Genomic DNA, 26,003 nt, shown 5'->3' with positions numbered 1-26,003 from the left:
TGGCATGCGCTGGGTGTGTATTGTCTTCCCGCAATTGGCGCTGGACGGGGTGCTGCGTCTGCGCCCCGAACCGGATCAGCCATTGGCCCTGTTGGCCGGCACGCCCCAGCGGCGGGTGCTGCAAACCGTCAATGAGGCCGCCCGCAAACTCGGCCTGCGCCCCGGCCAATCCCTGACGGCGGCCCATGCCTTGACCAAGGCTTTTGCCTGCGCCGAATACGACCCGGCGCAGATCGAATACTGGCAGCAATTTCTCGCCGCCTGGGCCTACCGTTTCAGCTCCCAGGTCAGCGTGTATTACCCACGGGCGTTACTGTTTGAGATCGAGTCGAGCCTGGGCCTGTTCGGGCCCTGGCCGTTGCTCGAAGCGCGCTTGCGCAAGGAACTGACCGACCTCGGGTTTCGCCACCGCATCGTCGCCGCGCCGAACCCGGCGGCGGCACGGATTCTGGCGAATGCCTACGACGGCCTGGCCGTGGCCGATGAGCAAGGCCTGCAACAAGCCCTGGCGCCGATCCCCATCGATCGCGCCGGCCTCGACCCGCAAGCCGCCACCGCGTTGTCGCGCATGGGCCTGCGCACCCTGGCCCAGGTGCAGGCATTGCCCCGGCATACCCTGGCCCGGCGTTTCGACGCGGCGCTGCTCAAACACCTCGATGCACTGTGCGGGCAACGGCCCCTGGCCCTGGCGTTCTACCAACCGCCGGACCAGTTCGATGTGCGTATCGAGCTGAATTTTGATGTGCTGTCCCACCAGGCTTTGCTATTTCCCTTGCGCCGTTTGACCGGCGATTTATCGGCGTTCCTGTGTGGCCGCGACAGTGGCGTGCAGCGCTTTGACCTGCACCTGGAACACGCCGCAGAACCCGACAGCGTGATCAAGGTCGGCCTGCTCAGCGCCGAGCGTGACGCAGCGATGCTGTTTGAACTGGCCCGTGGCCGCCTGGAGCAGGTGCAAGTCACCTCGCCGGTGCGTGGCTTTCGCTTGGTGGCTCAGGACCTGCCGGTGTTTGTGCCCCAGCGCCAGGACCTGTTCGACGAGCGCCCGCAACAAACCCTGCCGTGGGAACAACTGCGCGAACGCCTGCGGGCGCGGCTTGGAGACGAGGCGGTGCAAGGCCTGCGCTTTCACGCCGATCACCGCCCCGAATGCGCCTGGCAACCCGGTGCTGATCTTCGCCCGTGCTCACCCTCAAACAACGTGCAACGCCCCGGCTGGTTGTTGCATGAACCGACGCCCCTGGCCGAGCACGGCCTACACATCCTGATGGGCCCGGAGCGCATCGAATCCGGCTGGTGGGATGGCGCCGATGTGCGCCGCGATTACTACCTGGTGCGCACCCGCGCCGGCCAACAGGGCTGGGCGTACCGCACCGTGGGTGAAAGCGGCGCGCTGTGGCTGCAAGGCTGGTTCGCATGAATTACGCGGAGCTGCATTGCCTGTCCAACTTCAGTTTCCAACGTGGCGCCTCCAGTGCCCGCGAGCTGTTCGAGCGGGCCAAGCGGCAGGGCTACGCAGCGCTGGCGATCACCGATGAGTGCACCTTGTCGGGCATCGTGCGCGCCTGGCAGGCGGCCAAGAAAGTCGAGTTGCCGCTGATTATCGGCAGCGAGATGCGCCTCGAAAACGGCCCCAAGCTGGTATTGCTGGTGGAGAACCTGGAGGGCTATCAGCACCTGTGCCGACTGATCACCATCGCCCGCCGCCGTGCGGAAAAAGGTCACTACCGCCTGCTGCAGGAAGACTTCACATCCGTGCAAGGTTTGCTGGCGTTATGGATGGTCGAAGACACCGACACCCAGGCCCATATCCAATGGCTGCGCAGCACGTTTACCGATCGCCTGTGGCTGGCGGTGGAGCTGCATTGCGGCCAGAACGATGCCCGCCACCTTGAACAACGTTTGAACCTGGCCGCCAGCCTGCACCTGCCGGCGGTGGCCTGCGGCGATGTGCATATGCATGTGCGTGGTCGCCGTGCCCTGCAAGACACCATGACCGCGATCCGTCATCACGTCCCGGTGGCCGAAGCCGGTGCGCGCCTGCATCCCAATGGCGAACGGCACTTGCGCAGCTTCGATGCACTGGCCGCGCTGTACCCGGCGCACTTGCTGGAAGAGTCCCTGAATATCGCCCGGCGTTGCACCTTCGACCTCGGCCAGCTGCGCTATCAATACCCGAGGGAACTGGTGCCCGAAGGGCAAACGCCTGAGAGCTGGTTGCGTACCTTGACCGAAGAGGGCATTGCCCAGCGTTGGCCGCACGGCGTGGACGCCAAGACCCTTGGGCAGATCAACGATGAGCTGAAGCTGATCACCGAGCTGGGCTACGAAAGCTACTTCCTCACCGTGCACGACATTGTGCGCTTCGCCCGCAGCCGTTCGATCCTGTGCCAGGGCCGCGGCTCGGCGGCCAACTCGGCGGTGTGTTTTGCCCTGGGCATCACCGAGATCGACCCCACTCTGACGAGCATGTTGTTCGAGCGCTTCCTGTCCCGGGAGCGCAATGAACCGCCGGACATCGACGTGGACTTCGAACACGAACGCCGCGAAGAAGTGCTGCAATACGTGTTCCAACGCTACGGCCGTACCCGCGCCGCGTTGACGGCGGTGGTCAGCAGCTACCACGGCGCTGGTGCGGTGCGCGACGTGGCCAAGGCCCTCGGGCTGCCGCCGGATCAGGTCAACGCCCTGGCCGACTGTTGCGGACGCTGGAGCGATGAAGCACCACCCCTGGAGCGCTTGCGCGAAGGCGGCTTCGACCCCGACAGCCCGGTGCTGCGCCGGGTGCTGACCTTGACCCAACAACTGATTGGCTTCCCTCGGCACCTGTCCCAACACCCCGGCGGTTTCGTGATTTCCGAACACCCGCTGGACACTCTGGTGCCGGTAGAAAATGCGGCCATGGCCGATCGCACCATTATCCAGTGGGACAAGGACGACCTCGACGCCGTGGGCCTGCTCAAGGTGGATATTCTCGCGCTGGGCATGCTCAGTGCGATTCGCCGCTGCTTCGACCTGCTGCGCCGCCATCGCAATCAGGACCTCAGCCTGGCCACGGTGCCCAAGGAAGACGCGGCGACCTACGCGATGATCAGCAAGGCCGACACCATTGGTGTGTTCCAGATTGAATCGCGGGCGCAGATGTCGATGTTGCCAAGGCTCAAACCACAGACCTTTTATGACCTAGTGATTGAGGTCGCCATCGTGCGGCCCGGGCCGATCCAGGGCGGCATGGTGCATCCGTACCTGCGGCGGCGGAACAAGGAGGAAGAAACTACCTACCCATCGCCGGAACTCAAGGCCGTGCTGGAGCGCACCCTGGGCATCCCGCTGTTCCAGGAACAAGTCATGCAGATCGCCATGGTCGCCGCCGATTACGGCCCTGGCGAAGCCGACCAGTTGCGCCGCTCCATGGCCGCCTGGAAACGCCACGGCGGCCTCGAGCCTCACCAGCAACGCCTGCGCACCGGCATGTTGAAAAACGGCTACAGCGAAGCCTTCGCCGCGCAGATCTTCGAGCAGATCAAGGGCTTTGGCAGCTACGGCTTTCCCGAGTCCCACGCCGCCAGTTTCGCCTTGCTGACCTACGCCAGTTGCTGGCTCAAATGCCATGAGCCGGCAGCCTTTGCCTGCGCGCTGATCAACAGCTGGCCCATGGGTTTCTACAGCCCGGACCAGATCCTGCAGGACGCCCGTCGCCATCATTTGCAGATTCGCCCGGTGGATGTGCAAGCCAGTGACTGGGACTGCAGCCTTGAACCGATCGAAGGCCAACAGCCGGCGATTCGCATGGGCTTGCGGATGATCTCCGGGTTTCGCGAAGAGGATGGCCGGCGCATCGAAACGGCGCGCCAGGCACGGGCGTTTTTCGACATTGCCGACCTGGGCGAGCGCGCTCGATTGGACACCCGCGCCCAGGAGTTGCTGGCGGATGCCGGTGCCTTGCGTGGCCTGGCCGGGCATCGGCACCGGGCGCGCTGGGAGGTGGCCGGGGTGCAAAAGCAACTTGGGCTATTTGCCGGTTTGGCCAGCCCCGAAGAAGCGGTAGTGGAACTGCCGAAGCCGACAGTGGGCGAAGACCTGTATGCCGATTACGCCAGCGTCGGCACCACCCTGGGCCCACATCCATTGGCATTGTTGCGCGATGAGTTGCGCGCACGACGCTGCCGCAGTTCCAAGGAGTTGCTGCTGGTTGAGCATGGACGCAACGTCAGCGTTGCCGGCCTGGTCACCGGTCGACAACGCCCGGGCACGGCCAGCGGCGTCACCTTCGTTACCCTGGAAGATGAGTTCGGCAATATCAACGTGGTGGTCTGGCGCGATCTGGCCGAGCGCCAACGCCAGGCGCTGGTGGGCTCGCGGTTGCTTAAAGTGGATGGGCGCTGGGAGGCAGTGGGGGAGGTTCGACACCTGATCGCCGGGCGTCTGACCGACCTGACCCCGCTGCTGTCGGGCATCAATGTGCGCAGCCGGGATTTTCGCTGAATCGGCCCTTGCCCCTTCATGCCGGCATAAGCAATATGCAATGAAACCAACTGCTGCCGCCGGGCTCAAAGTTTTCATCACCGCCCACCTTTTATCTTTTGCAGAGCCGACTGATGCAGTTTTTATCCGATAACCACGGCTGTGATGGCTGGGCTGGCGAAATGGCCCAGAGGATTCGTGCATTCGATTGGTCCACTACCGACCTCGGCCCGATTGGTGACTGGCCCTCCAGCCTGACCAGTGCCGTGCAGATGATGCTGGCATCGCCCATCCCGATGGTCATGCTGTGGGGACGGACGGGTTACATGATCTACAACGACAGCTATTCAGTGTTTGCCGGTGGCCGCCACCCGTATCTGCTGGGAGTGCCGGTAGAGCTGGGCTGGCCGGAAGTCGCCGATTTCAACCGTAACGTGGTCGACACTTGCCTGGCCGGCGGCACCTTGTCCTACCGCAGTCTGCCCCTGGAACTGTTGCGCGACGGCCGCCCGGAACAAGTGTGGATGGACCTGTATTACAGCCCCGTAGCCGGCGACGACCAGCAACCGGCCGGGGTCCTGGCGATTGTGGTGGAGACCACCGAGCATGTGATCTCCGAGCGCCTGCGCCAGGAACTCACCCACAACCTGGAACAGCGTGTCGCCGCCGAAGTGCAGGCCCGTTCCTCCGCCGAAGAACAGTTGCGTCAGTCGCAGAAACTGGAAGCCATTGGCGGCCTGACCGGCGGCGTGGCGCACGACTTCAACAACCTGCTGCAAGTGGTCTCCGGCAACCTGCACCTGCTGGCCCGGCATGAACCGGACAACCTCCAGGTGCAGCGCCGCGTCAGCGCCGCCATCGCGGCAGTGGAACGCGGGGCCAAACTGACCTCGCAACTGCTGGCGTTCGCCCGTCGCCAGCCGCTGTCGCCAGCGGTGTACAACCCACTGCGCATCTATGAAGGCCTGGGTGAGTTGCTGCAGCGGGCGCTGGGAGAAACCATCCAAGTGGATGTGCAACTGCCCCAGGATCCCTGGTGCATTAACGTCGACCGCAACCAACTGGAAAACGCACTGCTCAACCTGGCGATCAACGCCCGGGACGCCATGAAAGGCGAGGGCGTGATTCGGATCACCGGCGAAAACATCATCCTCAACCCCCCGGATTGCGCCGGCAAAAGCATCAGCCCCGGCGAATATGTGCGCCTGGCCGTCGCCGACAGCGGCGCCGGCATGTCACCGACGATCCTGGCACGGGCCTTCGAACCGTTTTTCACCACCAAGCCGAATGGGCACGGTACCGGCCTGGGCCTGAGCATGGTGTTCGGGTTCGTGCGCCAAAGTGGCGGGCATGTGGAGGTCGAGAGCGTGGAGGGCAGCGGCACTGTGGTGCAGATGTATTTCCCCCGCAGCCTCCGGCCGGAAAGCCAGGAAGCACCTGTCGCCCTTACGCCACAGCACTGCGGCGGCCAGGAGACCATTCTGGTGGTCGAAGACAATGAAGGCGTACGCGCGGCCGCAGTGGAATTGCTCGAACAATCCGGCTACACCGTGCTCACCGCCGAAGACGGTGACAGGGCCATGCAGATGCTACACGGCGGCCTGCAACCGGACCTGATCTTTACCGACGTCGTGATGCCGGGCCGGGTCAAAAGCACCGACCTGGCCGAATGGGCGCGTGAGCAAGTGCCGGCGATAGCGGTGCTGTTCACCTCCGGGCACACCCGCGACATTCTCTCCAGCAACCACCTGCTGAGCGCCGATATTCACCTGCTGAGCAAACCCTACAGCCCGGATGAGTTGGCGCAACGGGTGCGCTCGGTGCTGACTTCCCGATAAGGTTACCCATGACTTCCCAGCGCAATCTGCCCCCAGACACCTCACTCACCACCCAACGCCCAGGCTTCGTGCGGGTGCGGGGTGCCCGGGAACACAACCTGCGCAACGTCGACGTGGACATCCCCCGTGACGCCCTGGTGGTGTTCACCGGCGTGTCCGGCTCCGGCAAGTCCTCGCTGGCATTCTCCACCGTCTACGCCGAAGCCCAGCGCCGCTACTTCGAATCCGTGGCGCCCTATGCGCGCCGCCTGATCGACCAGGTCGGCGTGCCCGACGTCGATTCCATCGAAGGCCTGCCACCCGCCGTGGCCCTGCAACAACAACGCGGCACACCCAGCACACGCTCCTCGGTGGGCAGCGTCACCACCTTGTCCAGCCTGATCCGCATGCTCTACTCCCGCGCCGGCAGCTACCCGGCGGGGCAACCGATGCTGTACGCCGAAGACTTTTCCCCCAACCTGCCCCAAGGCGCCTGCCCGCAATGCCATGGCCTGGGCCGCGTGTACGAAGTGACCGAAGCCCTGATGGTGCCCGATCCTTCTCTCACCATCCGCCAACGCGCGGTGGCTTCCTGGCCACTGGCATGGCAAGGCCAGAACCAGCGCGACATCCTCGTCACCCTCGGCTACGACGTCGACATCCCATGGCGCGACCTGCCGAAAAAGCAGCGCGACTGGATCCTCTTCACCGAAGAAACCCCCACCGTCCCGGTGTATGCCGGCTTCACACCCGCCCAAACCCGCGACGCCCTCAAACGCAAACTCGAACCCAGCTACCAGGGCACCTTCACCGGCGCCCGGCGCTACATCCTGCACACCTTCACCCACTCCCAAAGCGCCCTGATGAAAAAGCGCGTGTCGCAATTCATGCAAGGCAGCCCATGCCCGCTGTGCGAAGGCAAGCGCCTGAACAAGGCCGCGCTGTCGGTGAAATTTGCCGGCGTGGACATTGGCGAGCTGTCGCAAATGTCCCTGCTGCAACTCGCCGAACTGCTGCGCCCGGTGGCCGAAGGGCAGGGCGATAAAAAACTCTCCGTGGAAAAACGCCTGGCCGCCCAACGCATCGCCCAGGACCTGCTCGAACGCGTCAGCACCCTGACCGACCTCGGCCTCGGCTACCTGGCCCTGGAGCGCAGCACACCGACCCTGTCATCCGGTGAACTGCAACGCCTGCGCCTGGCCACCCAGCTGGGCTCGCAACTGTTCGGCGTGATCTACGTACTCGACGAACCGTCCGCCGGCCTGCACCCTGCCGATGGCGAAGCCCTGTTCGCCGCCCTCGACCGCCTGAAGGCCGCCGGCAACTCGCTGTTCGTGGTGGAACACGACCTTGAAACCATGCGCCGCGCCGACTGGCTGATCGACGTCGGCCCGGCTGCCGGCGAACACGGCGGCCAAGTCCTGTACAGCGGCCCACCCGCCGGCCTCGCGCAGATCGAAGCCTCGCAAACCCGCGAATACCTGTTCGCCGAAAAGCGCCCGGTCAGCCAACCACCGCGCCAACCCACCGGCTGGCTGAGCCTGGAAGGCGTCACGCGCAACAACCTCAACGACCTCAGCGTGGACTTCCCCCTGGGCTGCTTCACCGCCGTGACCGGCATTTCCGGCTCGGGTAAATCCAGCCTCGTCAGCCAGGCGCTATTGGAACTGGTAGGCGCAGTCCTGGGCCGCGTGGTGGAAACCGAAGACGAACCCAGCCTCGAAGACGACGCCCCGCAAACCAGTGGCGGCCGCATCAGCGGCGGGCTGGAACACATCCGCCGCCTGGTGCAAGTGGACCAGAAACCTATCGGCCGCACACCACGTTCCAACCTCGCGACCTACACCGGGCTGTTCGACAACGTGCGCAAACTGTTCGCCGCTACACCGGCGGCGAAAAAGCGCAATTTCGATGCCGGGCAATTCTCTTTCAACGTCGCCAAAGGCCGCTGCCCGAACTGCGAAGGCGAGGGTTTTGTCAGCGTTGAATTGCTGTTCATGCCCAGCGTGTACGCACCATGCCCGACGTGCCATGGCGCGCGGTACAACCCGGAAACGTTAGCGATCAAGTGGGAAGGGCTGACCATTGCCCAAGTGCTGGGGCTGACGGTTGAACAAGCGGTAGAGGTATTTGCCGAAGAGCCGGGTGTGCTGCGCTCACTGCAAGTGCTGCGGGATATTGGCTTGGGGTATTTGCGCCTTGGCCAGCCGGCGACCGAGTTGTCAGGCGGGGAGGCGCAGCGGATCAAGTTGGCGACCGAGCTGCAACGTAATGCCCGGGGCGCGACGTTGTATGTGCTGGATGAGCCGACAACCGGGTTGCATCCGCGGGATGTAGATCGGTTGTTGAGCCAGTTGAACCATCTGGTGGAGGCGGGGCATACGGTGATTGTGGTGGAGCATGAAATGCGTGTGGTGGCGCAGAGTGATTGGGTGATTGATATCGGGCCGGGGGCAGGGGATAGAGGCGGGAAGGTGGTGGTGAGTGGCACGCCGCAGAAGGTAGCGAAGAGCAAGAGCAGCCGGACGGCGCCGTTTTTGGGGCGCGAGTTGGGCTGAGTTTTGCTCGACATGCGCCAGGTTCGCCGGCAGCTTCGTGATTGCCCGAGCGTTCGGTAGACTGCAGCAGTTGGCTGGATGATCCGGCCTGTCGCTGGATCTGGAACTTATGCACACAAGTACATCTCAGGTAAGAAACCCCTCGCGCCCGGCGATGGTCACATTCTCGGTGGCTTATTGCTTGATTCTCACAATAAAAATTGCCTACTGGTTGGTCAGCGACGGCTGGGGTATGGCCAGGACGGGTGATATTTCGATCATCATGCTGCTCCCCGCTGCATTGACCTGCATTCTGTTGGCCGTGGGCAGCTTGTTGCTGTGGTTGCGCAGTGCAAAATCTTCGTGGTTTCTATTGGGCTCGTTACTTTTCGGGCTGATGCTAATCCCGCTCATGCTTCCGGAAGTTTTCCTGGTATCGGCCAGCCACTATGTGCAGGTTGCCTGGTTCGTACTGCCAGCCGCCCTACAAGCAGCCTTGCTGATTGCTGTTTGGGTCTACAGCCTGCGGATACGCCGCACAGGCTATTTCAAGTAGCCTGTCCAAAATTGCAAAGTCGGGGGTTGGACCACATTTAAACCTGTGGTGGTCTGACCTCGATTTTTCATAACCCCGATTTTTCAATCAGCGAACGGTGACCCCGCCATTTACACAATCGTGAATGACGCCTTCAAGCTTGCGGCACAACAGCATCAGCACAGCCGAAATGTCCGAATCGCAAGGGTCTACCGCCGAACCCAGTGTAGAGACGGTAATCGACGAACCATCATTAATCACCTGGTCTGGCGTGGTCGACTGGATGGCCAGCCTCGCGTCACATTCAGCTATTTTTTGCGCGATCTCGGCGTTCGGGTCGAGGTTTTCCCATTCGATAATTTCCTGAATCTCCCCAGGTACCCAGTCTGGGTCGTCCTCTATTTGAATCAGAAATGGAGTGGGGGTGTGGACCAGCAATTGTGGGATGACCGTCCCATAGCCGCTCCACTCCGTCACCGAGACGTGCCACGGGGAATTTTCTCGCAGATGTCTGGCAACGTCTGACAACGTCAAACCCAGCCGTTTTGAGTTGTAGCAAATGTGTGCAGAGCTCGTCATAGCGGTGCGCCTGTCGACCATTGGTTATTTGCACGCGATGCTAAAGCGCTTGTGGGTTATAGACAATTTCAAATGACCGTTCTGACTCGATCTTCGCTCACGGGTGGTTTGCCCCCCTACCTGCGCTCTTCAATGCTGCGCACTAACGCCCCAAAAAGCTCACTCCGCGGCATCTCGCTCGAAGGAATATTCGCCTGCTCGAACCACTCCCGATCCGCCTCAGGATGCGGGCCACTCAGAACCACTACCCCCTTTTCATAGGTGTAACGCGCTGCCGCCACATCACCATTCCGGTAGGTCGCAATGGTTGAAGAAGGCAAGGTCGCGTCAGGCGTGGGAAGGTAAGGCCCATCCTGATAAAAGACGCTATCGGCTTTCCCATCCCACACAACGTTCACCGCTGCGTCCGCAATATCCGCGACCTCAAACCCAGGCCTGCCCGCCTCTGAATCAAGGTCGTAGGGTATCAGGCCAAAATTGCCGTCATCGGCCAGATAAGCGCCCATGCACAGCCCCAGGTAGCGCCCACCCTGGGCGACAAAGTCACGAATGGCTTGCACCCGCGCATCCCCCAAACTATCAAGCGCCGCAGGGATGTCCTGACCGCCGCCGGGTTGAACGTAGAGGTCGTAACGAGCGAGGCTTTGCGGCGTGATGTCGATCGATTCATCTGCACCTACAAAGTCGATCTGCGCATTCGGGCGGACGCGCAGCAGGGCTGTTTTAACCTTCTCTGAACATTCCTCGCAGCCGGCGGGGCCTCGGTAGATCGCGACATGGGTGATGGGGGTTGCGGCTTGCACCGAGTAAGGAAACAGCGTGAAAAACGCAAAAAGCGTCGCGGCGATGGCGTGCAGATTCATGGTTGTAGAGCCGTCTTAAAGCTGATTGGGTCCGATCGGACTTTGTGAGTCAAAGCCTAAGACTAATAGCCACGTGAAGGCGTGAACATTTGTAAATCGGCCAGTGTTGCTTGGCCCAACATTTTCCAGGCTGGCCCAATACATCGGCTACGGATGTGTTTGGAGAAGGGCTATGCAAGGTGCAGTAACGCCGGATGGGTTGGCGTTGTTCGCTGCTTTTGTCCGATTGCTGCCATTGGTGACTGGCTGCAATCGGCCAGAAGCGGACAGTCGATAAATGGGTGAAGATATTAACGTCAACGATGCCCCTTCGAAAGCCCGTCAAGTGATTAGGGCCTCACTTCCATATTGGACACTTCAGCCATATATTTGGCATAACTGAATAAACGGGGTTTGGTCAGTGAGAGCGACAGGGAATGTTAACGACCATTCGGTATTTTTTTGTAGGTCATGGTTGGCGCCTCAGCGCTGGAGCACGCAATGAGGGTATTACTCTTGATTGTTTGCTTCTCGGCCATTATTGCCGGTTGCGGGCGAACCAGTCGCTATGAAGTGAGTGGGGATCACGTCGTTTTTAATACACGTTGGGGCCCAAATTTTGTATCGGAAGCCGATGTAACCACCTTTCGCCCCATTGGCGGTTTATTTGCGAAAGACGCACGCCACGTCTTCTTCGGTGAGGAGGTGGTCGAGGGTGCAGACCCGTTATCGTTCAGTGTTATCGACGCTATGACAGGTCGTGACGCGAAGTCGATATATCGCGCTTCTGATCGATGCGATGAGTGTGATTTTGAGTCTTTCCAGCGCGTTGGCGATGATTGGTATGTCGATAAAAACGCCGTCTATTCCGCCCTGAACAATGGATGGAAGCGCACGGAACGGGCGAACTCAGGCTCGCTCACGGTTATTAATGACTGGTTTGCCAAGGACCGCAGCAATGTCTATCTGAGCGGCTACCGTATTGCCGGTGCCGACGCAGCATCATTTAAACTCGCTTCCTGTGGCGTTTGCAAAGTCTGTGGGGAGGACAAGAACCGCTGTTATTGGAACGATCAAGCGGTACCTTGTGACTGCAAACCCCACAGTGGTGGCGATTTCGCCTGGCCTTTGCCGGAAACGGCGCCTGGCAAGGCCAGGGTCAGGACGCTTGAGATGAAGAGTCCGGTGCACGTTGTCAGTGTCGATGGCGTTGCAGAAAAAGCCTATTTGAATTTCGAGCTTGCTGCGGGTGAACACGTCTTGGGGCTCAATTGTCTGGACGCTAAAACAGGCCTGGCCGGAACACTTCCCATAAAGGTAAAGGCCGGTCGTTTGTATAGGCTTGAGCCCTTTGATGATCAGGCATGCGGGTTGCGTCTCCAACAACACGCGACGGTGCGTGGCAAGGCTTTCGGGCCCGAAATTCGTTTGGACAATGTACCGGGATCAGTTTCGGGAGTGAGACCTAATGGTGTGTTAGAAGCCGTACTACCCTCAGGCCGTCAGACCCTGACCTTTACTTGCCGTGACGTTACACGGGAAACCGTTCGACAAGCTTCGAGCCATTTGGAACTGGAACTCGCCCCTGGTTATTTCTATCAAGTCGATGCGAGCTTCAACGCACCTGAAAATAAATGCGATGTACGAGTTGTTACGGCTGAACCCTTGTAGGGCCGAGCTTTTGAGTTCGAATGGGCAGCAGGCAGCTGACGCTACTGGCCGCTTCCCTCTTCAGGGGCTCATGGCTGGATCCATGTCAGCTATGGGTCGACGGCTGTCATCCAGGGCCTGCCCCCTCGACCCACAGCAAAGGTCCATGATGCTTAGCCGATGCACGCCTCGAAAATTGCGTTATGCAACATAACTATACAGACAGCATTTATCAGACCTAGCCAAGAAACTCTCTAGGCCAACCAATAAACTATCGGAAGCCAGCAATCCCACCATCAAAAACGAATCGGCTACAAGCCCAAAAAAATTTCAAAAATCACTTTTAATCTGCTCAGCAGTTAGCACTCTAGCAGTGATCCTCTCTACCTCGCGAGATGAAAACCTTCGGAGGTCACGCAAACTATCTACAAAGCTAGGAACCTCGTCTTCACTAGCTATTATTATGTACTTTATATCATCGGCATCAAAGTCTAGTCGGTAATCCTTTACACTTTCACTTGCTTCCACTAGAGTCTCTTCATTAATGTCTTTTTCGACGTAATACATTTCGCAGGAACTATCAATTTCAGGAACATACCTCCACTCTCGCTCGTCAGAGAACCGGTACATTCCGTAAGATTTACCCTTTCGCTCCAATATCTCTTCGTAGTTTTTAGTATATCTCGCAATATCCGCAATCCTATTGAAGGCCGCACTGGCATCATCATCATCATCGGCATCATCTTGCCCATAGTGCAAAATAGCATTCTCATAACTATGCGCAAGATTAGACTGTCGCTGTATATAAAGAACCGGGTTTAAGCCTTTTTTGACTGCCCACTCTCTTGTAAGCCCAATACCATAAGATCCATAACGCGAAAGGTGATCCTTGATCTGAGATAGAGGAATATCACAGAAACTTACCATGGGGATATGAAGCGTCATACTTTTCATACCCCACCATATGCGTTCCCTGCAGTATTTTATTCTAAAGTTATCCGAGAGTATTCCGTCTAGAGCCTCCCGACTTTTAGTCAAATGAATTAATGAGCTAGAGCTGAGCGCCATAAATTAAGTTCCAATCAAATAAATTAACATCTAAATCATTTTTAAAAATATTAACGCGCTAGCTTCGCGAAGCTCGCGAACGCTTGAGCACACCATGTGCTTGATTTACAAGGCTAACCTCGTAGAGAATCGCGCGCAACACCTACCCCCAGCTCAAAATAAACTGACGCCTTTTGGTCGTTCGACGCCCCCCGCGAATGGCTGCGTGGGTGGATTCCTGCCAATCACCAACGACAGCAATGGATAGAAAGCGGTCAGACGTGAAAGGCAGCAACCGGCCAATAGCGGTCGATCACGTTCTCTACAAAATATGAAAGACCCATCTCAAACACGTCTCACAAAAAATATAAAATTTTTCAAACGCTCAAATATTAAGATGCAGGGCGCAAAGCATTGCCACTGCATCATATTCTTATTAGATTCGTCTTTCACCTACGAACAGACTTCATGGACGAAAGCGCCTCAATTGCTCCATCAAATCTATCTACGCTCATCATTGAAATAGACGACCGACTCACACCATTTGGCGTTCGTCGCAAGTAAGCATTACTTCTATCGACTAAATAGTCGGCGCTCGCCAATTTGTTGTGCATTTCTACGACGGCTGTTCTCGCAGAGTCTTTTTCATTCCAGGATCGAATACCAACACGGTCTACAATATGGATTACGCCCTTTGATTCAAGAATATTCGCACCAAGCTCATAGGCTCTTTCGTGCACTTTTTTCCGATAAAACGCCATCTCGACGCCCGTAAAATCCTCAAGATCTTTATCTATATTTTTTGCTATGGTTTCTGGGGCTGCGCCAATTAACCAGCAAACAATAGCCTCGGGCCTCATGGCTTTCAAGTAGTTTTCAATTGAGGAGTCAAAGATATCGCAATTAACAATTGCTACCTGGCTGGTTGCTTCTGCTAGTTCAGAAATTTTTACAACTTGAACACTTACATCATTAGCTATAAGATTATTTTTACAAAGTTCCACGAGAGTCAAATTTGACTCAATACATATGACTCTACTTTTTTTGGCTATAGCCAAGGTGCTTGCACCAGCACCGCACCCAATTTCGACAACCAGATTATGCGACCCAAGCTGATCTGTCATCCAAGAATGATGACCATCACCCGAAATATGCTCAGCATCGACTTTCCATTCTTGAGCATACCGTTCCTGTGTCATCGGAGTGTCGAGAGCACTAATTAATTTACTCATACTATCCCTGTTAAAGTTTATCGAATTCACACAACGCTAAATAATGGCATGACGCTATCTTTTTGGCTAGATCAAAAAACGAAATTCTGGCTATGGATGGGCAGTAAGTATTTCACCCAGTGCTCCGAATGAGCGAAGATAAAAGCGTCAAACTTAATTAGGTCTGCTCTGACAGATACATCGAGTGTCTACTCATGGCCGATAGCAGCCGGTCGTTCCGTAAGCTGCACGCCATCTGTTGAGCTGGCAGTATCGGCCCGAGAGGGGGAGATCAAGGTTGATCCAGGCGCGGCCATTTGCTTGTGGAACAGCAGGATCAGTCACGTGATTGCCCTTATCGGCTCGTACTGTCCGCCTTCAATCGTCAATTGGCCTGGTTCCAACCGGGACGTGCTTAACCACCATTAGCCCGGTTGAACTGCCAACGTGTGGAACGACCCGCTATGCCGGTAAGTCTACCTGTATCTACTCATGGGTAAGGTACAGCGCAATGGATAAGACAATCACCGTCGATCAACTAGAGACAACCGACCTTGGATCAATCAACGAAATATGGCTTGGCGAGACGCATACCCAGCTATGCCTATGGCGTGGCGAACAGGTCTTCACCCACGAGATGATGAGCGAGGGCACCCACGATCAGAATGTCCAACGCCTGTGCTTGCAGTTGGTCAACCCTGACGATCAAACTGCCGTAGCCAGCGTTGAGGTAATTGTGCGCGAACGGCTGAGAAAAATGGGGAAGGAGGGCGAGTTTTACCCCGCAGAGGAGGCTGATACTCATCAATAAGAAGAGGGGTATCGGTCATTCAGGGGGAGTTGGTCCAAGGCCTGTTGTCGCTTGGAGGCGTATCTTTCGATGAGGATCCTGGAACGCTTAGAGTGACTCACTCAATTCAGTAACCCCATGGAGCAGCCAACGGGTTATGGATATCGAATTTCGCGGTAATGGCATGCGTGATAACCCGTCTGTAGGTACATGAATCGCCCCTGATTTCATAGGCGCGTTATGGATTCAACCGGTTTCTGTCACCATCCAGGTCAAAAAACGATGGAGCTGAGTCGTAAATTTCTTTGGCTTGGCATCCGGGTTTCTTGCCTGGGACAAGAAAAAAGAGATCTGCATTCTCATACTCGGGTAATGCTGAACAAACTGCTCTACCAGCTCTTCCAGTGTTTGCGGCCACATCAGGTCCTGTTCAGAGCGAAGCACTTGAGTTGACCGGATGAGTTTGCGCGAAGCTTCTCGCTGCAAGCGTAGCGATTGCGTCGGTGTGGTCGCCTGGTCGATAAGGTCGGCATACCGGGTCAGTACGGATTCAAAGTCACCATTCACGGCAATGGCGATATCGCGCGACGGCTTGAACCGGTCGAAGCGATTGGTCAGATCATTGCCCCATAAGCAACGACAGTGATGCTTGAGCCAATACCCCCAGCTCAATCGATTGTCAGGTGCCAATACTTCAGCACGACTACCGATATCGAAATCGATCTTGGTGACTTCGGCATGCCGACTTTCCAGCGTGCGCCTTTTCGACTCCAGCATTTCCAGATCCTGCGACGTAGGAGGGCTGTGCAGAATAAGGGTTAGGTCAAGGTCGGAAACCCCCGGCACGGCGTCGCCTCTAGCGACACTGCCATAAAGATAAATCCCGTCCAGCACAGGTTCCGGCTGCGCGAGCGTCAGGCAAACGTCCGTCAGCAAAGCCTGAAACTGTGGCTGCATCTCGACGTTGGACACGGTGAGGATATAACCGTCCGCATCAATGCCATGAGGTTGGAGTCGTTCCATGAAGCCGTCCTTGAGTTGCGTTCAGTAAAAATCGGGGTCAAACCCCATCAAGACGTGCGCCGGCCTTCCAGGCTGGAAAACACATACATACCCGCCAGCATCGCCACTACGAAGATGAGAACTTGCCAGTGCCCGGTAAACAGAAGGGCGACCGCAGGCCCAGGGCAGATACCGGCAATTCCCCAGCCAATACCGAACACCACGCTGCCCCCTATCAAGCGCACGTCCAACTCCCGGCTCACAGGCAACTGCATGGGGGCCGCGAGCAAGGATTGTTTGTGCTTGCGCGCCCAATTCATAGGGATAACTGCCACGGCGATGGCCCCGACCATCACCAAGGCGAGTGACGGGTCCCAGGCCCCCGCCACGTCGAGAAACGCCAACACCTTGGCGGGGTTGGCCATGCCGGCCAGGAGCAGGCCCAGACCAAAGATCAGCCCGGCGAGAAATGCGCTCAACTTGGTCATCATCTTCAAACCCCCAGCACATGGCGGATGAGGTACACCGTTGCAAAGCCCGCGGTCATAAAGCACACGGTCGCCACCAGGGAGCGGGGTGACAATCGAGAGATCCCACACACGCCGTGACCACTGGTACAGCCGGAGCCGTAGCGAGTTCCCAAGCCAACGAGCAACCCCGCCATCACCAAGGCCGGCCACTGTGCCGTGATCTCGATCTGTGGCAAGACGCTAAACAGCCCCCACAGCAATGGCGCAATCACCAGGCCAAGCAGAAACAACGCTTTCTCGCCCCAGCCCTCACTGCCAAACCGCATCACGCTTCCCAGCAAGCCGCTGATACCTGCGACTCGGCCATTCGCGAGAACAAACACGCTGACGGACAGCCCGATCAAGGCGCCTCCGCCTAATGAAGCCCAAGGCGTGAAGTTGATCCAATCAATGCTCATTTTGCAGTTCCTGCACAGGAGGATGGGTGAGGGCTGTTGATCAGCGAACCATCATAACCATCCGGGCGGGTCGGGGTCTGCGCAAGTCAGATTTTGCTGCCGCCCCTATGGAATGGGCGAAGCCCTGCTCCCAGTACTAAAGGAGGTGTCATTGCCCGCTAAAGGACGATTTCGGTCTGACGCCATAGGTTTAGGCTCAGCTTTGTGATCGTCAACGATGACAACAAGACGCGCCGCATCACCTGCGAGATGAGTAGAAAACCTCACTGACTCCCGTGTCTCCATAATAAAAAGAGGATTTATCATGAGTAGCACCTTCTTCATTCCCTCCGTGAACATGATGGGCATTGGCAGCCTCGACGAGGCGATGCTCGCAATCCGCAAGTACGGGTTCCGCAAAGCCTTGATCGTCACCGATGCCGGCCTGGCCAAAGCCGGCGTGGCGGCCAAGGTCGCTGGCCTGTTGGCCCAGCAAGACATCGACTCCACCCTGTTTGACGGCGCCAAACCGAATCCGACCGTCAGCAACGTGGAGAAGGGCCTTGAACTGCTGGCCCGCAGCGACTGTGATTTCATTATTTCCCTGGGCGGCGGTTCACCCCACGACTGCGCCAAGGGCATTGCCCTGTGCGCCGCCAACGGCGGGCACATCAGCGACTACGAAGGCGTGGACCAATCCGCCAAACCACAAATGCCACTGATCGCCATCAACACCACCGCCGGCACGGCGAGTGAAATGACCCGTTTCTGCATCATCACCGACGAAGTCCGCCACGTGAAAATGGCCATCGTCGACCGCAACGTCACGCCCCTGTTATCCGTCAACGACCCTTCGCTGATGGCCGCCATGCCCAAAGGCCTGACCGCCGCCACCGGGATGGACGCACTGACCCACGCCGTCGAAGCCTACGTGTCGACCGCGGCCACACCGATCACCGATGCCTGCGCACTCAAGGCCATCGAACTGATCTCGGCCAACCTGCGCACCGCCGTTGCCCAGGGTAGCGACATGACCGCCCGGGAAAACATGGCCTACGCGCAATTCCTTGCCGGCATGGCCTTCAACAATGCTTCGCTGGGTTACGTGCACGCCATGGCGCACCAACTGGGCGGTTTCTACGACCTGCCTCACGGCGTGTGCAATGCGATCCTGCTGCCTCACGTGTCGAGCTTCAACGCCAGCGTATGCCCGGCCCGGTTTAAGGATATCGCCCATGCGATGGGGGTTGAGACTCAGCAGCTGGATGCGGAGAAGGGTGCGGCGGCGGCTATCACGGCCATCCGTAAACTGTCTGCGGATGTTGGGATTCCGAGCGGCCTCGTTGAGCTGGGTGTGAAGGCTGACGATATACCCACCCTGGCAGCCAATGCGATGAAAGATGCCTGCGGCTTTACCAATCCGCGTCCTGCCAATCAGGATGAGATTGAGCAGATTTTTCATACGGCGATGTGATTGATGTGAAGTGATGCTGGAGAGAACGCCCCGCCTTTGGTTGAAGTGCGGGGTGTTTTGGTTTTACTCATCGGTAGGGTAGAAGTGGCTGAATGGCTTGGCTGGAAGTGGTCTGTCATGAGCGGCTACTGTCGGCCAAAAGCGGTCATGTGCGATTCATAAAAGTGCCCATTAAGGGGGGAATCATTTAGCAGGTCTTTGATTGATTGCACCGATCAGACGGCCCCACTATTCCCGTTATGCTATACGTCAGCACGGCCCGATTTTTGTGTCGTTTGGGGATAAACCTGGCGTCCGCCAGGTGAGATGAAGCATTACGGTTGCACAAAGTGCGAAGGGCAATCCCACCGAGAGCGACACTTTGTAGGCCAGCAATACTCCCGCTGCGCCACCAACGAAAGCGGCTAAAACGAGAAATCCGGCGTCTGCCTTTTCCGTTTCCGGTCGAATAATTAATTTTAGTAAGCCATGCATCTTTAAATTCTCTACAAAAGGCGTTTTTGCATCGCCCTGATAAGCCTAGATCTCATCAACAGTCATTGATGCGAGTAGTTTTCTCTCGGCGTCATCGGGAATTAGCCCTGTCGTCTCCGCGAGCAAGACAGCCAGGCCGCTACTGTTGGTCACGATTACCTCGGCTTCAGCCCGATTGCCCTCATCGATCGCCATAATTTTCCACACGCAGGTAAGCTCGTCCCCCATATAAACGGGGCGCTTGAAGCGCAAACTCATTGAGGTAGCCAACCACCCCAACTGCCCTCCGATCTCTGTGATCAATGTCGCCGTCAGCAAGCCATGAGCGATAACACCATCAAAGCCTTTGGCCTCTGCATACATGGCATTGGAATGCACTGGGTTGTGATCGCGCGATAGCGCTTCAAACTGGGCGATGTCTGCGTCCGAAAAAGTGCGTTTGATTTCAAAAGTGTCACCTTCCTCAAGGCCTTCTATCGCCTTCTGGCGCAGTGTGCTCATTGCGATCTCCGATGCTCTAAAAAGTATGTTCTGGCCCAGGGAAAGAGCCCGATTCGATATCTTTAGCAAAGGCTTGAGCAGCGTCACTCATCACCTTTCTCATATTCGCATACTGCTTGACGAATCGCGGCAACTGACCCTCCCTTAGTCCCGCCATATCCTGCCAGACAAGCACCTGTGCATCGCAGCCATTACCAGCACCAATTCCTACGGTAGGGATGGAGACTGTCTCGGTGATCCTCGTTGCTACATCGCCTGGCACCATCTCTATCAGCAGGCCAAACGCCCCAGCACGCTCGAAGGCAACGCTCAAGTCAATCAACCGCTGCGCGTCTTCGCCTTTGCCCTGGATGCGGTATCCGCCCAGCTGATGTTCTGCCTGTGGGGTAAAACCGATATGGGCCATAACTGGTATGCCAGCGGTTACCAAAATCTCTACCTGCGCAAGCATCTCGATCCCTCCTTCGAGCTTTACGGCATGAGCGCCGCCTTCCTTCATGAAGCGCACTGCGGTATGGAAGCATTGCTCAGGCGATCCCTGATAAGAGCCAAAAGGCAAATCGGCAATGACCAACGCCCGTTCGGTAGCGCTCGAAACCGCTCTGACAAGAGGAAGCATATCGTCAACTGTTATTGCCAACGTCGAGTTATGTCCAAACACGTTGTTGGCAGCGGAATCGCCTACGAGCAGCACTGGAATTCCTGCCGCCTCAAACACCGACGCTGCGTACATCTCATAAGCAGTCAACATGGCCCATTTCTGACCCTGTACCTTCATATCCCATAAATGTGGAATTCGTACCCTACCGCGACGCGGGCTGTTATAGGGGGCAATATTTTGATCAGACATTTCGCTTCCTCAATTCAAATGACCAGCCGCTCGGCAGCTAGAACCACAGCGATTACGATCATTGCGGCTCCCGATATCCGACTCACATTTATTGCCGCTGCTGGCCGTGAAGCAAGCACCGCACCAGCGCCATAGCCGACCGCGAGATAGACGACACCGCAACTAACACCATGAATCAGGCCTAAAGCGACAATCTGAGCCCCTACTGGCCATGCGGCTGACGCATCAGTGAACTGAGGTAGCAGCGCCAGGAACAACAATAGGACTTTTGGGTTGAGACCGCTGACGCATAGTCCCTTCATCGCCCAGGCCATCCCGGCACCTTCATCGCGGAATGCCCCTTGAGCAGGCAGCGAAGGCTTGAACAACATGTTAAGGCCGAGCCATAAGAGATAGGCGGCCCCCATCAGCGTTAACGTCAGCAATGCATAGGGAATTTTGACCAGCACTCCCCCCACACCTGCGGCGACGATCAGCGTGGCCACAAGATGGCCGGAAACCATGCCGACTACGGCGGGTAAGACGCGGCCTTGCAAACCTGCCGAAATCGCGTAGGCCCAGTCGACCCCAGGCGTGATAACAAACAAAAATGATACGGCCCAAAACGCCACAATCAGAGAAACACTCACGATCAAATCCTTCCTCTTCCATCAATTCAAAGCGCCGCTTGGCCCTGAAAAACCGTGATAGAAGGATAATGAAAGCGAAGTGGTATTATCTTTCGAAGATACCTGTAGAAGCTGAACGAATTAGAAGGTTTTTCTTAATGGATCGTGTAGACAAGAAGATTCTTGCGCAACTGCAGCAAGATGGCCGTCAGTCACTGACGGAGCTGGCCGACCGCGTAGGTCTAAGTTTGTCTCCATGCCATCGACGCGTTCGGGCGATGGAAGATCTGGGAGTGATCAAGGGTTATCGAGCTCAACTATCCGCGACTGAGTTAGGACTCAATTTCTCGTCCCTGGTATTCGTGACGCTCCGAGAGGGACACCAAAAAGCAGTAGCTGATTTTGAAGATGCTTTACCGCGAATTCCTTACATCGTCCAAGCTCAGAGACTTTTTGGCGATCCTGATTACCTGCTGATGGTGGTGACAGCAGATCTTCCTGCATTTCAAAAACTATACGATGAGGAACTGTCGAGGTTACCCAACGTACAGCGTCTGACATCGACGTTGGTGATGAAGCACGTGATCATTGATCGTCCGCTGCCGTTGGAATGAAGTTCAAATATTGCGGATAACGCAGGGAAGTCGTCAGGCTTTTGTCGAATCGCCCCAGAGCTGAGACACGGATGCTCTGGGGCCGGACTTAGAATGCCTAATCTGACCGCATCTGAGGCCCACGGCTAAAGACTAAATTCAGAGGTTAAAGGCTGGGAGACAAGCGTGCCGCACCCACCAAGCCGTCCAGCCATTCCTGATGACCGTTGATCATCGGATTGGGTTTGGCCTTGGCGAGATTCTCCGCTGGTTTACCTTTCTGTGTTTCCTGAGTCAGGATGCGCACTCGTCCACCAGATAGGTCTTCAATAAGCCAGGCATGGTGAACGTCCAGCCGAGCGTCACCCTCACCCGACCAGCCATGCCACGCAATTCGTCCTGGAGAGGTTAGAGTTGGCGGCACGCACTCATTGCATAAAGCCTCGACCGGAAAGCCGAACGTTTCGAAGTAGAAAAATACCCCGTCTTGCAGATCCGGCCCGATGTGATCATGAAACTGGATGTTTGCCGAGTTGGCGTAGTACGACGGCCATCTCTGCGCCTGGGTGAGCAGAGGCCATACCTGAGCGGCACTCAATCCCGCGATGATGACCTCGTTAGAGACAAAGTTTTCGGTAAAACCTGGCAGGTAGCCTTCAGGCCAAATGATCTGATTCATGGTTATGCAGCGCTCAGTTGATGAATTGAGACCATGATGGGTGTAGGCTAGAAATAAGACCAATCGCTATGTTTTATTTTGCGCATCATGAATCCTGATATCAGAAATCTAGATCTCAACCTCCTCAAAGCACTGGATGCGTTGCTTGATGAACGCAGCGTTACGCGAGCCGCAAATCGACTATCGCTCACCCAGCCTGCTGTGAGCGGCATGCTCAGCAGGCTCCGAGAAAGCTTCGCCGATCCGCTGTTCGTGCGCGCCCAGCGCGGCATCGTGCCGACGTCGCGTGCAGAGCAGCTTGCAGCGCCGGTTAAGAAATTGCTGGCAGATATTGAAGGTATGCTTCAGCCGCAAAGCTTTGATCCGTTGACGGCGAGCATGACGATAAGGATTGCTTCGACCGACTATGCATTGCGTGCAGTGGTCGTACCGTTTCTCAACGCGCTAAGAATACAAGCGCCGAACATCCGCGTTAGTGTCCAGCCCGTGGATCATCAAGAGCTTCAAAATCAGCTGGATCGAGGTGAGATCGATCTCGCATTGGTTACCCCTGAAGCGGTAACACCAGGATTGCATGCTATCGCACTCTTTGATGAAAGCTATGTATGCGTAATGCGCACTGATCACCCAGATGCGCTGAATGGCAGGCTTTCACTGGATCGATTCTGCGCATTGGATCACGCCTTGGTTTCCCCGGCAGGGGGCGGTTTTCATGGAGTGACGGATGATGCTCTGGAAAAACTTGGAAGATCACGTCGAGTGACAGTGTCGGTGACCAGCTTTCTGGTACTTCCAGAAATTCTAACGTACAGCGACATAATCGCTGTCGTGCCGCGTCGATTGGCAGTGAACAACATCGGGCTCAAATCAATAGAGCCGCCTGTTGAAATTCCAGGCTTCAGAAAAATCTTGGCCTGGCATGAACGAACTCAGCGCGACGCAGGCCATCGCTGGGTGCGGTCACTTATCGTTGAAACACTACGGACACTCGATTGAAGCAAACGGGGTGGCCAAACATGCAAAGTCGTCGTGGCAGCTGCGGTTTAGAGACCAGTTCCGTTGTGTCAAAAACCCAAGCTCGGTGTCCATAACCAGCTCAGTTTCCAGACCGTCTGTGACGGAGTCGTTCTTGGGCTCGCGGGCACCTTCGAGTTATTGTCTGTTACTGATAGCCGCCCCTTGCGAGCGACAGTAATGGGTAGATAACGATCACATACTAATGGCTGCTTATGGCCGAAGGTCGCCATTGAGTGCGGCACGAGCGACGACTCATTTAGCGGGAGATTGCACGGCAATTATTTTCGCCGAGCCGCTGCAGATGCCTGCAACGCCTCGGCGACTAATCTATTGAGCTAGCGAGCAGCCGGGACTACGTACAGTCTCACCTACAAGGCACTTCTCGATCCATCAGCTTACCCATCAACAGCACCCCCAACTCACTCAGTTGGTGAATAGCCAACGCCACATCACGGTCTTTCCCGCTCAGTTCGTCCGACAGATCAAGCAGCAACGCGCTGACCGAGGCAAAGGTTTCATAGCTATTGGTGATCAGACTTTCACTGCTGGCATCAGCAGCCACACTGAACAGCGCACCCGACGGCGGGGTGGTTTTGGCGGAGGAGGGATTGAGATAGTGATCCAAGGCACGGTGCGCGGCTTGGTTGAGTTTCAAATCGGGAGTTCCCGGAGGATTCGGCGTTACCTTGAACATCGTTAAGTTCCTTGCTCGGGCTTCCACCCCTTTGCTACTAAACGAGGGGGTGGCAGCTGTACGCAGGTTAGTAGACCGGGGGAACCTAACAAAAACCGGCGCGCCCGAGGGCGCCCTACGCACAGCCACCATCAAACACAGACAAGGACGTCCGACAGATGAAGCTCATGCACACGTTAGGTTGGACCTCGGGCTACTAAACCCGATCACTGAGTTTTCAGCGACCGAGCAACCTTAGAGACGCCCACCCAGGTGCACAAGCCGGCGGATTCTGACGCAACTGTAGGCAATGGAGCAAGGCGCCGTGCTCACTGCCTCAAGCCACGGGACTGAAATCCATCAGTCCCGTTTTTCTTTCTCAGGCCGGTTGCGCCGCCAGGCTATTACTCACCTTGCGCCCCAACACCAGCACTGTCACAAACCCAGCGCCCACCAACGCGGTCGCCAAACTCAACAGCACCGACGTCCCCATCTTGTCGACAATCTGCCCGCCAAAGAACGAGCCCACGGCGATGATCACCTGGAACAACGCGACGAACAGCGGCATGCCACGTTCCACATCCTTGGGCGCCACCACGAACATCCAGATGCTTGCGCAGGCCGGGAAGGCGCCGAAGGCGAAGCCCCACAGTGCGATCAGCATCACGGCGCCGCTCATGCCGGTGGCGAAGTAGGGGAACAGGGCGGTGCTGGTGCCGATCATCAGGGCTACCAGCAGCAGGGTGTGGCGCACGCTGCGGTTGGCGGCGAAGCCGGCGAAGACGTTGCCCATCACGCCGGCCACGCCGTAGAGCAGCAGCAGCGAGCCAATGGTCGGGCCGTCGAAGCCGGAGCTGTTTTTGAAGAACGGCGCGACGTAGGTGTACGCGGCAAAGTGTGCGAGGCCGATCAGCAGCACGGCGATCAAGCCGACCCGGGCTTGTGGGTTGATGAACAGGGCCGGCAGGTCGCTGATGCGGATGGCTTTTTCCGGTTCGAGGCGGGGCAGCAGGAACATCTGCGCCAGCAGTACCGGGATGCCCACCAGTGCGGTGACGAGGAAGGTCATGCGCCAGCCCATCAGGCCGCTCAGCCAGGTGCCGACGGGCACGCCGAGGACGGTGGCCAGGGTCACGCCCATCATGATGATCGAGGTGGCTTTCGCTACGCCGACGCCCTTGGGCGCCAGGCGGCCGCTGAGGGCGATGGCCGTGGCCCAGAAGCCGCCGATGCTGATGCCCAGCAATACGCGGCCGAACAGCAGCAAGCTGAAGTCGCTGGCGTAGGCCACCACCATGTTGGCGATGATCATGATCAGGGTCAGGCCGATCAGCAGGTAGCGACGGTCCATGGCGCCGATGCCCACCGACAGCAACGGCGCGGCGAGGGCGGCCATGATGCCGGGCAGGGTGACCATCAGGCCGGCGTGGCCGGCGCTGATGCCGAGGTCGGCGGCGACGTCGTTGAGTACGCCTACTGGCAGGAATTCGCTGGTGACCAGGGCGAAGGCGCCCACGGCAACTGAGAGAATCGCCAGCCACTGTTGCAGGACGGTTTGTTGATTATGTTCGGGGAGGCCGCTAGGGGCCCGGCTTGCGCTTGGCATGGTGTCGGGTTCCGGGAGGATATTTCGCCTGAGGACAGACGGGAGGGAGAAAGTGGAGGCGATTATAGGAATGGGTTTTGGTAAGCCAATAGGCGACCGGTTCGATAGTAATCATCAGTCTCGTTGATAAGACGGCCTGAGTAGAGC

General features: G+C 57.3%; 23 protein-coding genes. 10 read left to right on the top strand and 13 right to left on the bottom strand.

Annotation, left to right across the window (positions count from 1 at the left end):
* Positions 1-4: 4 nt before the first annotated feature.
* The 5 genes from HBJ59_RS08595 (at position 5) to HBJ59_RS08575 (ending at position 9,374) form a co-directional block, all read left to right on the top strand.
* Positions 5-1,420 carry a DNA polymerase Y family protein gene (locus HBJ59_RS08595; RefSeq protein ID WP_167663274.1) on the top strand — a complete coding sequence of 472 codons (1,416 nt, stop codon included), beginning with the start codon at positions 5-7 and terminating at the stop codon, positions 1,418-1,420.
* On the top strand, positions 1,396-4,485 hold the full coding sequence (locus tag HBJ59_RS08590) for an error-prone DNA polymerase (protein WP_372241453.1): 3,090 nt from the start codon (positions 1,396-1,398) through the stop codon (positions 4,483-4,485). Before HBJ59_RS08595 ends, HBJ59_RS08590 begins: the two co-directional genes overlap by 25 nt.
* Before the next feature lie 113 nt (positions 4,486-4,598).
* On the top strand, positions 4,599-6,302 hold the full coding sequence (locus HBJ59_RS08585; RefSeq protein WP_167663272.1) for an ATP-binding protein: 1,704 nt from the start codon (positions 4,599-4,601) through the stop codon (positions 6,300-6,302).
* Positions 6,303-6,310: 8 nt separating this feature from the next.
* Positions 6,311-8,839 (top strand): excinuclease ABC subunit UvrA, encoded by a 2,529-nt coding sequence (uvrA, locus tag HBJ59_RS08580; RefSeq protein ID WP_167663271.1) that lies wholly within the window; start codon positions 6,311-6,313, stop codon positions 8,837-8,839.
* Positions 8,840-8,948: 109 nt separating this feature from the next.
* Positions 8,949-9,374, top strand: a complete 426-nt coding sequence (locus HBJ59_RS08575; RefSeq protein ID WP_167663270.1) for a hypothetical protein — start codon at positions 8,949-8,951, stop codon at positions 9,372-9,374.
* 87 nt (positions 9,375-9,461) lie between these two features.
* Here the strand turns inward: HBJ59_RS08575 and HBJ59_RS08570 are convergent, their stop codons facing one another.
* The gene (locus HBJ59_RS08570) at positions 9,462-9,932 is read right to left on the bottom strand and encodes a hypothetical protein (protein ID WP_167663269.1); all 471 of its coding nucleotides are present in this window, start codon (positions 9,930-9,932) and stop codon (positions 9,462-9,464) included.
* Positions 9,933-10,048: 116 nt separating this feature from the next.
* Positions 10,049-10,795: a BPL-N domain-containing protein gene (locus HBJ59_RS08565; RefSeq protein WP_167663268.1), complete on the bottom strand. Its 747-nt coding sequence runs from the start codon at positions 10,793-10,795 to the stop codon at positions 10,049-10,051.
* A 480-nt stretch (positions 10,796-11,275) separates the two neighbouring features.
* Between HBJ59_RS08565 and HBJ59_RS08560 the strand changes: the two genes are divergently transcribed.
* A complete protein-coding gene (locus HBJ59_RS08560) occupies positions 11,276-12,445 on the top strand; it encodes a DKNYY domain-containing protein (protein WP_167663267.1) in 1,170 nt (389 codons plus the stop codon).
* 309 nt (positions 12,446-12,754) lie between these two features.
* Here HBJ59_RS08560 and HBJ59_RS08555 read toward each other — a convergent pair whose 3' ends face one another.
* Positions 12,755-13,378: an abortive infection system antitoxin AbiGi family protein gene (locus HBJ59_RS08555; RefSeq protein WP_167663266.1), complete on the bottom strand. Its 624-nt coding sequence runs from the start codon at positions 13,376-13,378 to the stop codon at positions 12,755-12,757.
* A 542-nt stretch (positions 13,379-13,920) separates the two neighbouring features.
* Positions 13,921-14,703 carry a class I SAM-dependent methyltransferase gene (locus HBJ59_RS08550; protein WP_167663265.1) on the bottom strand — a complete coding sequence of 261 codons (783 nt, stop codon included), beginning with the start codon at positions 14,701-14,703 and terminating at the stop codon, positions 13,921-13,923.
* Between the two features lie 490 nt (positions 14,704-15,193).
* Between HBJ59_RS08550 and HBJ59_RS08545 the strand changes: the two genes are divergently transcribed.
* Positions 15,194-15,493: a hypothetical protein gene (locus HBJ59_RS08545; RefSeq protein WP_167663264.1), complete on the top strand. Its 300-nt coding sequence runs from the start codon at positions 15,194-15,196 to the stop codon at positions 15,491-15,493.
* Between the two features lie 225 nt (positions 15,494-15,718).
* Here the strand turns inward: HBJ59_RS08545 and HBJ59_RS08540 are convergent, their stop codons facing one another.
* Genes HBJ59_RS08540 through HBJ59_RS08530 form a run of 3 tightly spaced genes read right to left on the bottom strand, consistent with a single transcriptional unit; the run spans position 15,719 to position 17,402 of the window.
* Entirely contained in the window at positions 15,719-16,495 is a 777-nt protein-coding gene (locus tag HBJ59_RS08540) for a nucleotidyltransferase domain-containing protein (RefSeq protein ID WP_167663263.1), read from the bottom strand.
* A gap of 47 nt (positions 16,496-16,542) precedes the next feature.
* The gene (locus tag HBJ59_RS08535; protein WP_167663449.1) at positions 16,543-16,962 is read right to left on the bottom strand and encodes a DUF6691 family protein; all 420 of its coding nucleotides are present in this window, start codon (positions 16,960-16,962) and stop codon (positions 16,543-16,545) included.
* Between the two features lie 5 nt (positions 16,963-16,967).
* A complete protein-coding gene (locus HBJ59_RS08530) occupies positions 16,968-17,402 on the bottom strand; it encodes a YeeE/YedE family protein (protein ID WP_167663262.1) in 435 nt (144 codons plus the stop codon).
* Between the two features lie 304 nt (positions 17,403-17,706).
* Between HBJ59_RS08530 and yiaY the strand changes: the two genes are divergently transcribed.
* A complete protein-coding gene (yiaY, locus tag HBJ59_RS08525) occupies positions 17,707-18,855 on the top strand; it encodes an L-threonine dehydrogenase (protein ID WP_167663261.1) in 1,149 nt (382 codons plus the stop codon).
* Positions 18,856-19,374: 519 nt separating this feature from the next.
* Here yiaY and HBJ59_RS08520 read toward each other — a convergent pair.
* From HBJ59_RS08520 to HBJ59_RS08510, 3 genes are read right to left on the bottom strand one after another with little or no spacing between them, the layout of a single operon-like run.
* A complete protein-coding gene (locus HBJ59_RS08520; protein WP_167663260.1) occupies positions 19,375-19,830 on the bottom strand; it encodes a MaoC family dehydratase in 456 nt (151 codons plus the stop codon).
* A 16-nt stretch (positions 19,831-19,846) separates the two neighbouring features.
* Positions 19,847-20,680 (bottom strand): 3-methyl-2-oxobutanoate hydroxymethyltransferase, encoded by an 834-nt coding sequence (gene panB, locus HBJ59_RS08515; protein ID WP_167663259.1) that lies wholly within the window; start codon positions 20,678-20,680, stop codon positions 19,847-19,849.
* A 14-nt stretch (positions 20,681-20,694) separates the two neighbouring features.
* Positions 20,695-21,309 (bottom strand): LysE family translocator, encoded by a 615-nt coding sequence (locus HBJ59_RS08510; RefSeq protein ID WP_167663258.1) that lies wholly within the window; start codon positions 21,307-21,309, stop codon positions 20,695-20,697.
* 137 nt (positions 21,310-21,446) lie between these two features.
* Between HBJ59_RS08510 and HBJ59_RS08505 the strand changes: the two genes are divergently transcribed.
* Complete coding sequence (locus tag HBJ59_RS08505; RefSeq protein ID WP_003212635.1) at positions 21,447-21,902, top strand: Lrp/AsnC family transcriptional regulator; 456 nt, start codon at positions 21,447-21,449, stop codon at positions 21,900-21,902.
* A 145-nt stretch (positions 21,903-22,047) separates the two neighbouring features.
* Here HBJ59_RS08505 and HBJ59_RS08500 read toward each other — a convergent pair whose 3' ends face one another.
* Positions 22,048-22,560 (bottom strand): SRPBCC domain-containing protein, encoded by a 513-nt coding sequence (locus HBJ59_RS08500; protein ID WP_003212637.1) that lies wholly within the window; start codon positions 22,558-22,560, stop codon positions 22,048-22,050.
* A gap of 87 nt (positions 22,561-22,647) precedes the next feature.
* Between HBJ59_RS08500 and HBJ59_RS08495 the strand changes: the two genes are divergently transcribed.
* Positions 22,648-23,556, top strand: coding sequence for a LysR family transcriptional regulator (locus tag HBJ59_RS08495; protein WP_008430215.1), 909 nt, complete (start codon positions 22,648-22,650; stop codon positions 23,554-23,556).
* Positions 23,557-23,941: 385 nt separating this feature from the next.
* Here the strand turns inward: HBJ59_RS08495 and HBJ59_RS08490 are convergent, their stop codons facing one another.
* Entirely contained in the window at positions 23,942-24,271 is a 330-nt protein-coding gene (locus HBJ59_RS08490) for a DUF6124 family protein (RefSeq protein WP_167663257.1), read from the bottom strand.
* 358 nt (positions 24,272-24,629) lie between these two features.
* Positions 24,630-25,856, bottom strand: a complete 1,227-nt coding sequence (locus HBJ59_RS08485; RefSeq protein ID WP_017475280.1) for an MFS transporter — start codon at positions 25,854-25,856, stop codon at positions 24,630-24,632.
* Positions 25,857-26,003: the final 147 nt, after the last annotated feature.

The sequence above is a fragment of the Pseudomonas sp. AN3A02 genome (assembly GCF_011765255.1).
GTDB lineage: Bacteria > Pseudomonadota > Gammaproteobacteria > Pseudomonadales > Pseudomonadaceae > Aquipseudomonas.
Note: the sequence above shows the minus strand (reverse complement) of the source record. Positions and strands in the feature narration are given on the sequence as shown.

Coding starts and splice junctions, on each gene's coding strand:
- HBJ59_RS08595 (WP_167663274.1), top strand. CDS start 5: ATGCGCTGGGTGTGTATTGTCTTCCCGCAATTGGCGCTGGACGGGGTG.
- HBJ59_RS08585 (WP_167663272.1), top strand. CDS start 4,599: ATGCAGTTTTTATCCGATAACCACGGCTGTGATGGCTGGGCTGGCGAA.
- uvrA (WP_167663271.1), top strand. CDS start 6,311: ATGACTTCCCAGCGCAATCTGCCCCCAGACACCTCACTCACCACCCAA.
- HBJ59_RS08575 (WP_167663270.1), top strand. CDS start 8,949: ATGCACACAAGTACATCTCAGGTAAGAAACCCCTCGCGCCCGGCGATG.
- HBJ59_RS08570 (WP_167663269.1), bottom strand. CDS start 9,932: ATGACGAGCTCTGCACACATTTGCTACAACTCAAAACGGCTGGGTTTG.
- HBJ59_RS08565 (WP_167663268.1), bottom strand. CDS start 10,795: ATGAATCTGCACGCCATCGCCGCGACGCTTTTTGCGTTTTTCACGCTG.
- HBJ59_RS08560 (WP_167663267.1), top strand. CDS start 11,276: ATGAGGGTATTACTCTTGATTGTTTGCTTCTCGGCCATTATTGCCGGT.
- HBJ59_RS08555 (WP_167663266.1), bottom strand. CDS start 13,378: ATGAAAAGTATGACGCTTCATATCCCCATGGTAAGTTTCTGTGATATT.
- HBJ59_RS08550 (WP_167663265.1), bottom strand. CDS start 14,703: ATGAGTAAATTAATTAGTGCTCTCGACACTCCGATGACACAGGAACGG.
- HBJ59_RS08545 (WP_167663264.1), top strand. CDS start 15,194: ATGGATAAGACAATCACCGTCGATCAACTAGAGACAACCGACCTTGGA.
- HBJ59_RS08540 (WP_167663263.1), bottom strand. CDS start 16,495: ATGGAACGACTCCAACCTCATGGCATTGATGCGGACGGTTATATCCTC.
- HBJ59_RS08535 (WP_167663449.1), bottom strand. CDS start 16,962: ATGACCAAGTTGAGCGCATTTCTCGCCGGGCTGATCTTTGGTCTGGGC.
- HBJ59_RS08530 (WP_167663262.1), bottom strand. CDS start 17,402: ATGAGCATTGATTGGATCAACTTCACGCCTTGGGCTTCATTAGGCGGA.
- yiaY (WP_167663261.1), top strand. CDS start 17,707: ATGAGTAGCACCTTCTTCATTCCCTCCGTGAACATGATGGGCATTGGC.
- HBJ59_RS08520 (WP_167663260.1), bottom strand. CDS start 19,830: ATGAGCACACTGCGCCAGAAGGCGATAGAAGGCCTTGAGGAAGGTGAC.
- panB (WP_167663259.1), bottom strand. CDS start 20,680: ATGTCTGATCAAAATATTGCCCCCTATAACAGCCCGCGTCGCGGTAGG.
- HBJ59_RS08505 (WP_003212635.1), top strand. CDS start 21,447: ATGGATCGTGTAGACAAGAAGATTCTTGCGCAACTGCAGCAAGATGGC.
- HBJ59_RS08500 (WP_003212637.1), bottom strand. CDS start 22,560: ATGAATCAGATCATTTGGCCTGAAGGCTACCTGCCAGGTTTTACCGAA.
- HBJ59_RS08495 (WP_008430215.1), top strand. CDS start 22,648: ATGAATCCTGATATCAGAAATCTAGATCTCAACCTCCTCAAAGCACTG.
- HBJ59_RS08490 (WP_167663257.1), bottom strand. CDS start 24,271: ATGTTCAAGGTAACGCCGAATCCTCCGGGAACTCCCGATTTGAAACTC.
- HBJ59_RS08485 (WP_017475280.1), bottom strand. CDS start 25,856: ATGCCAAGCGCAAGCCGGGCCCCTAGCGGCCTCCCCGAACATAATCAA.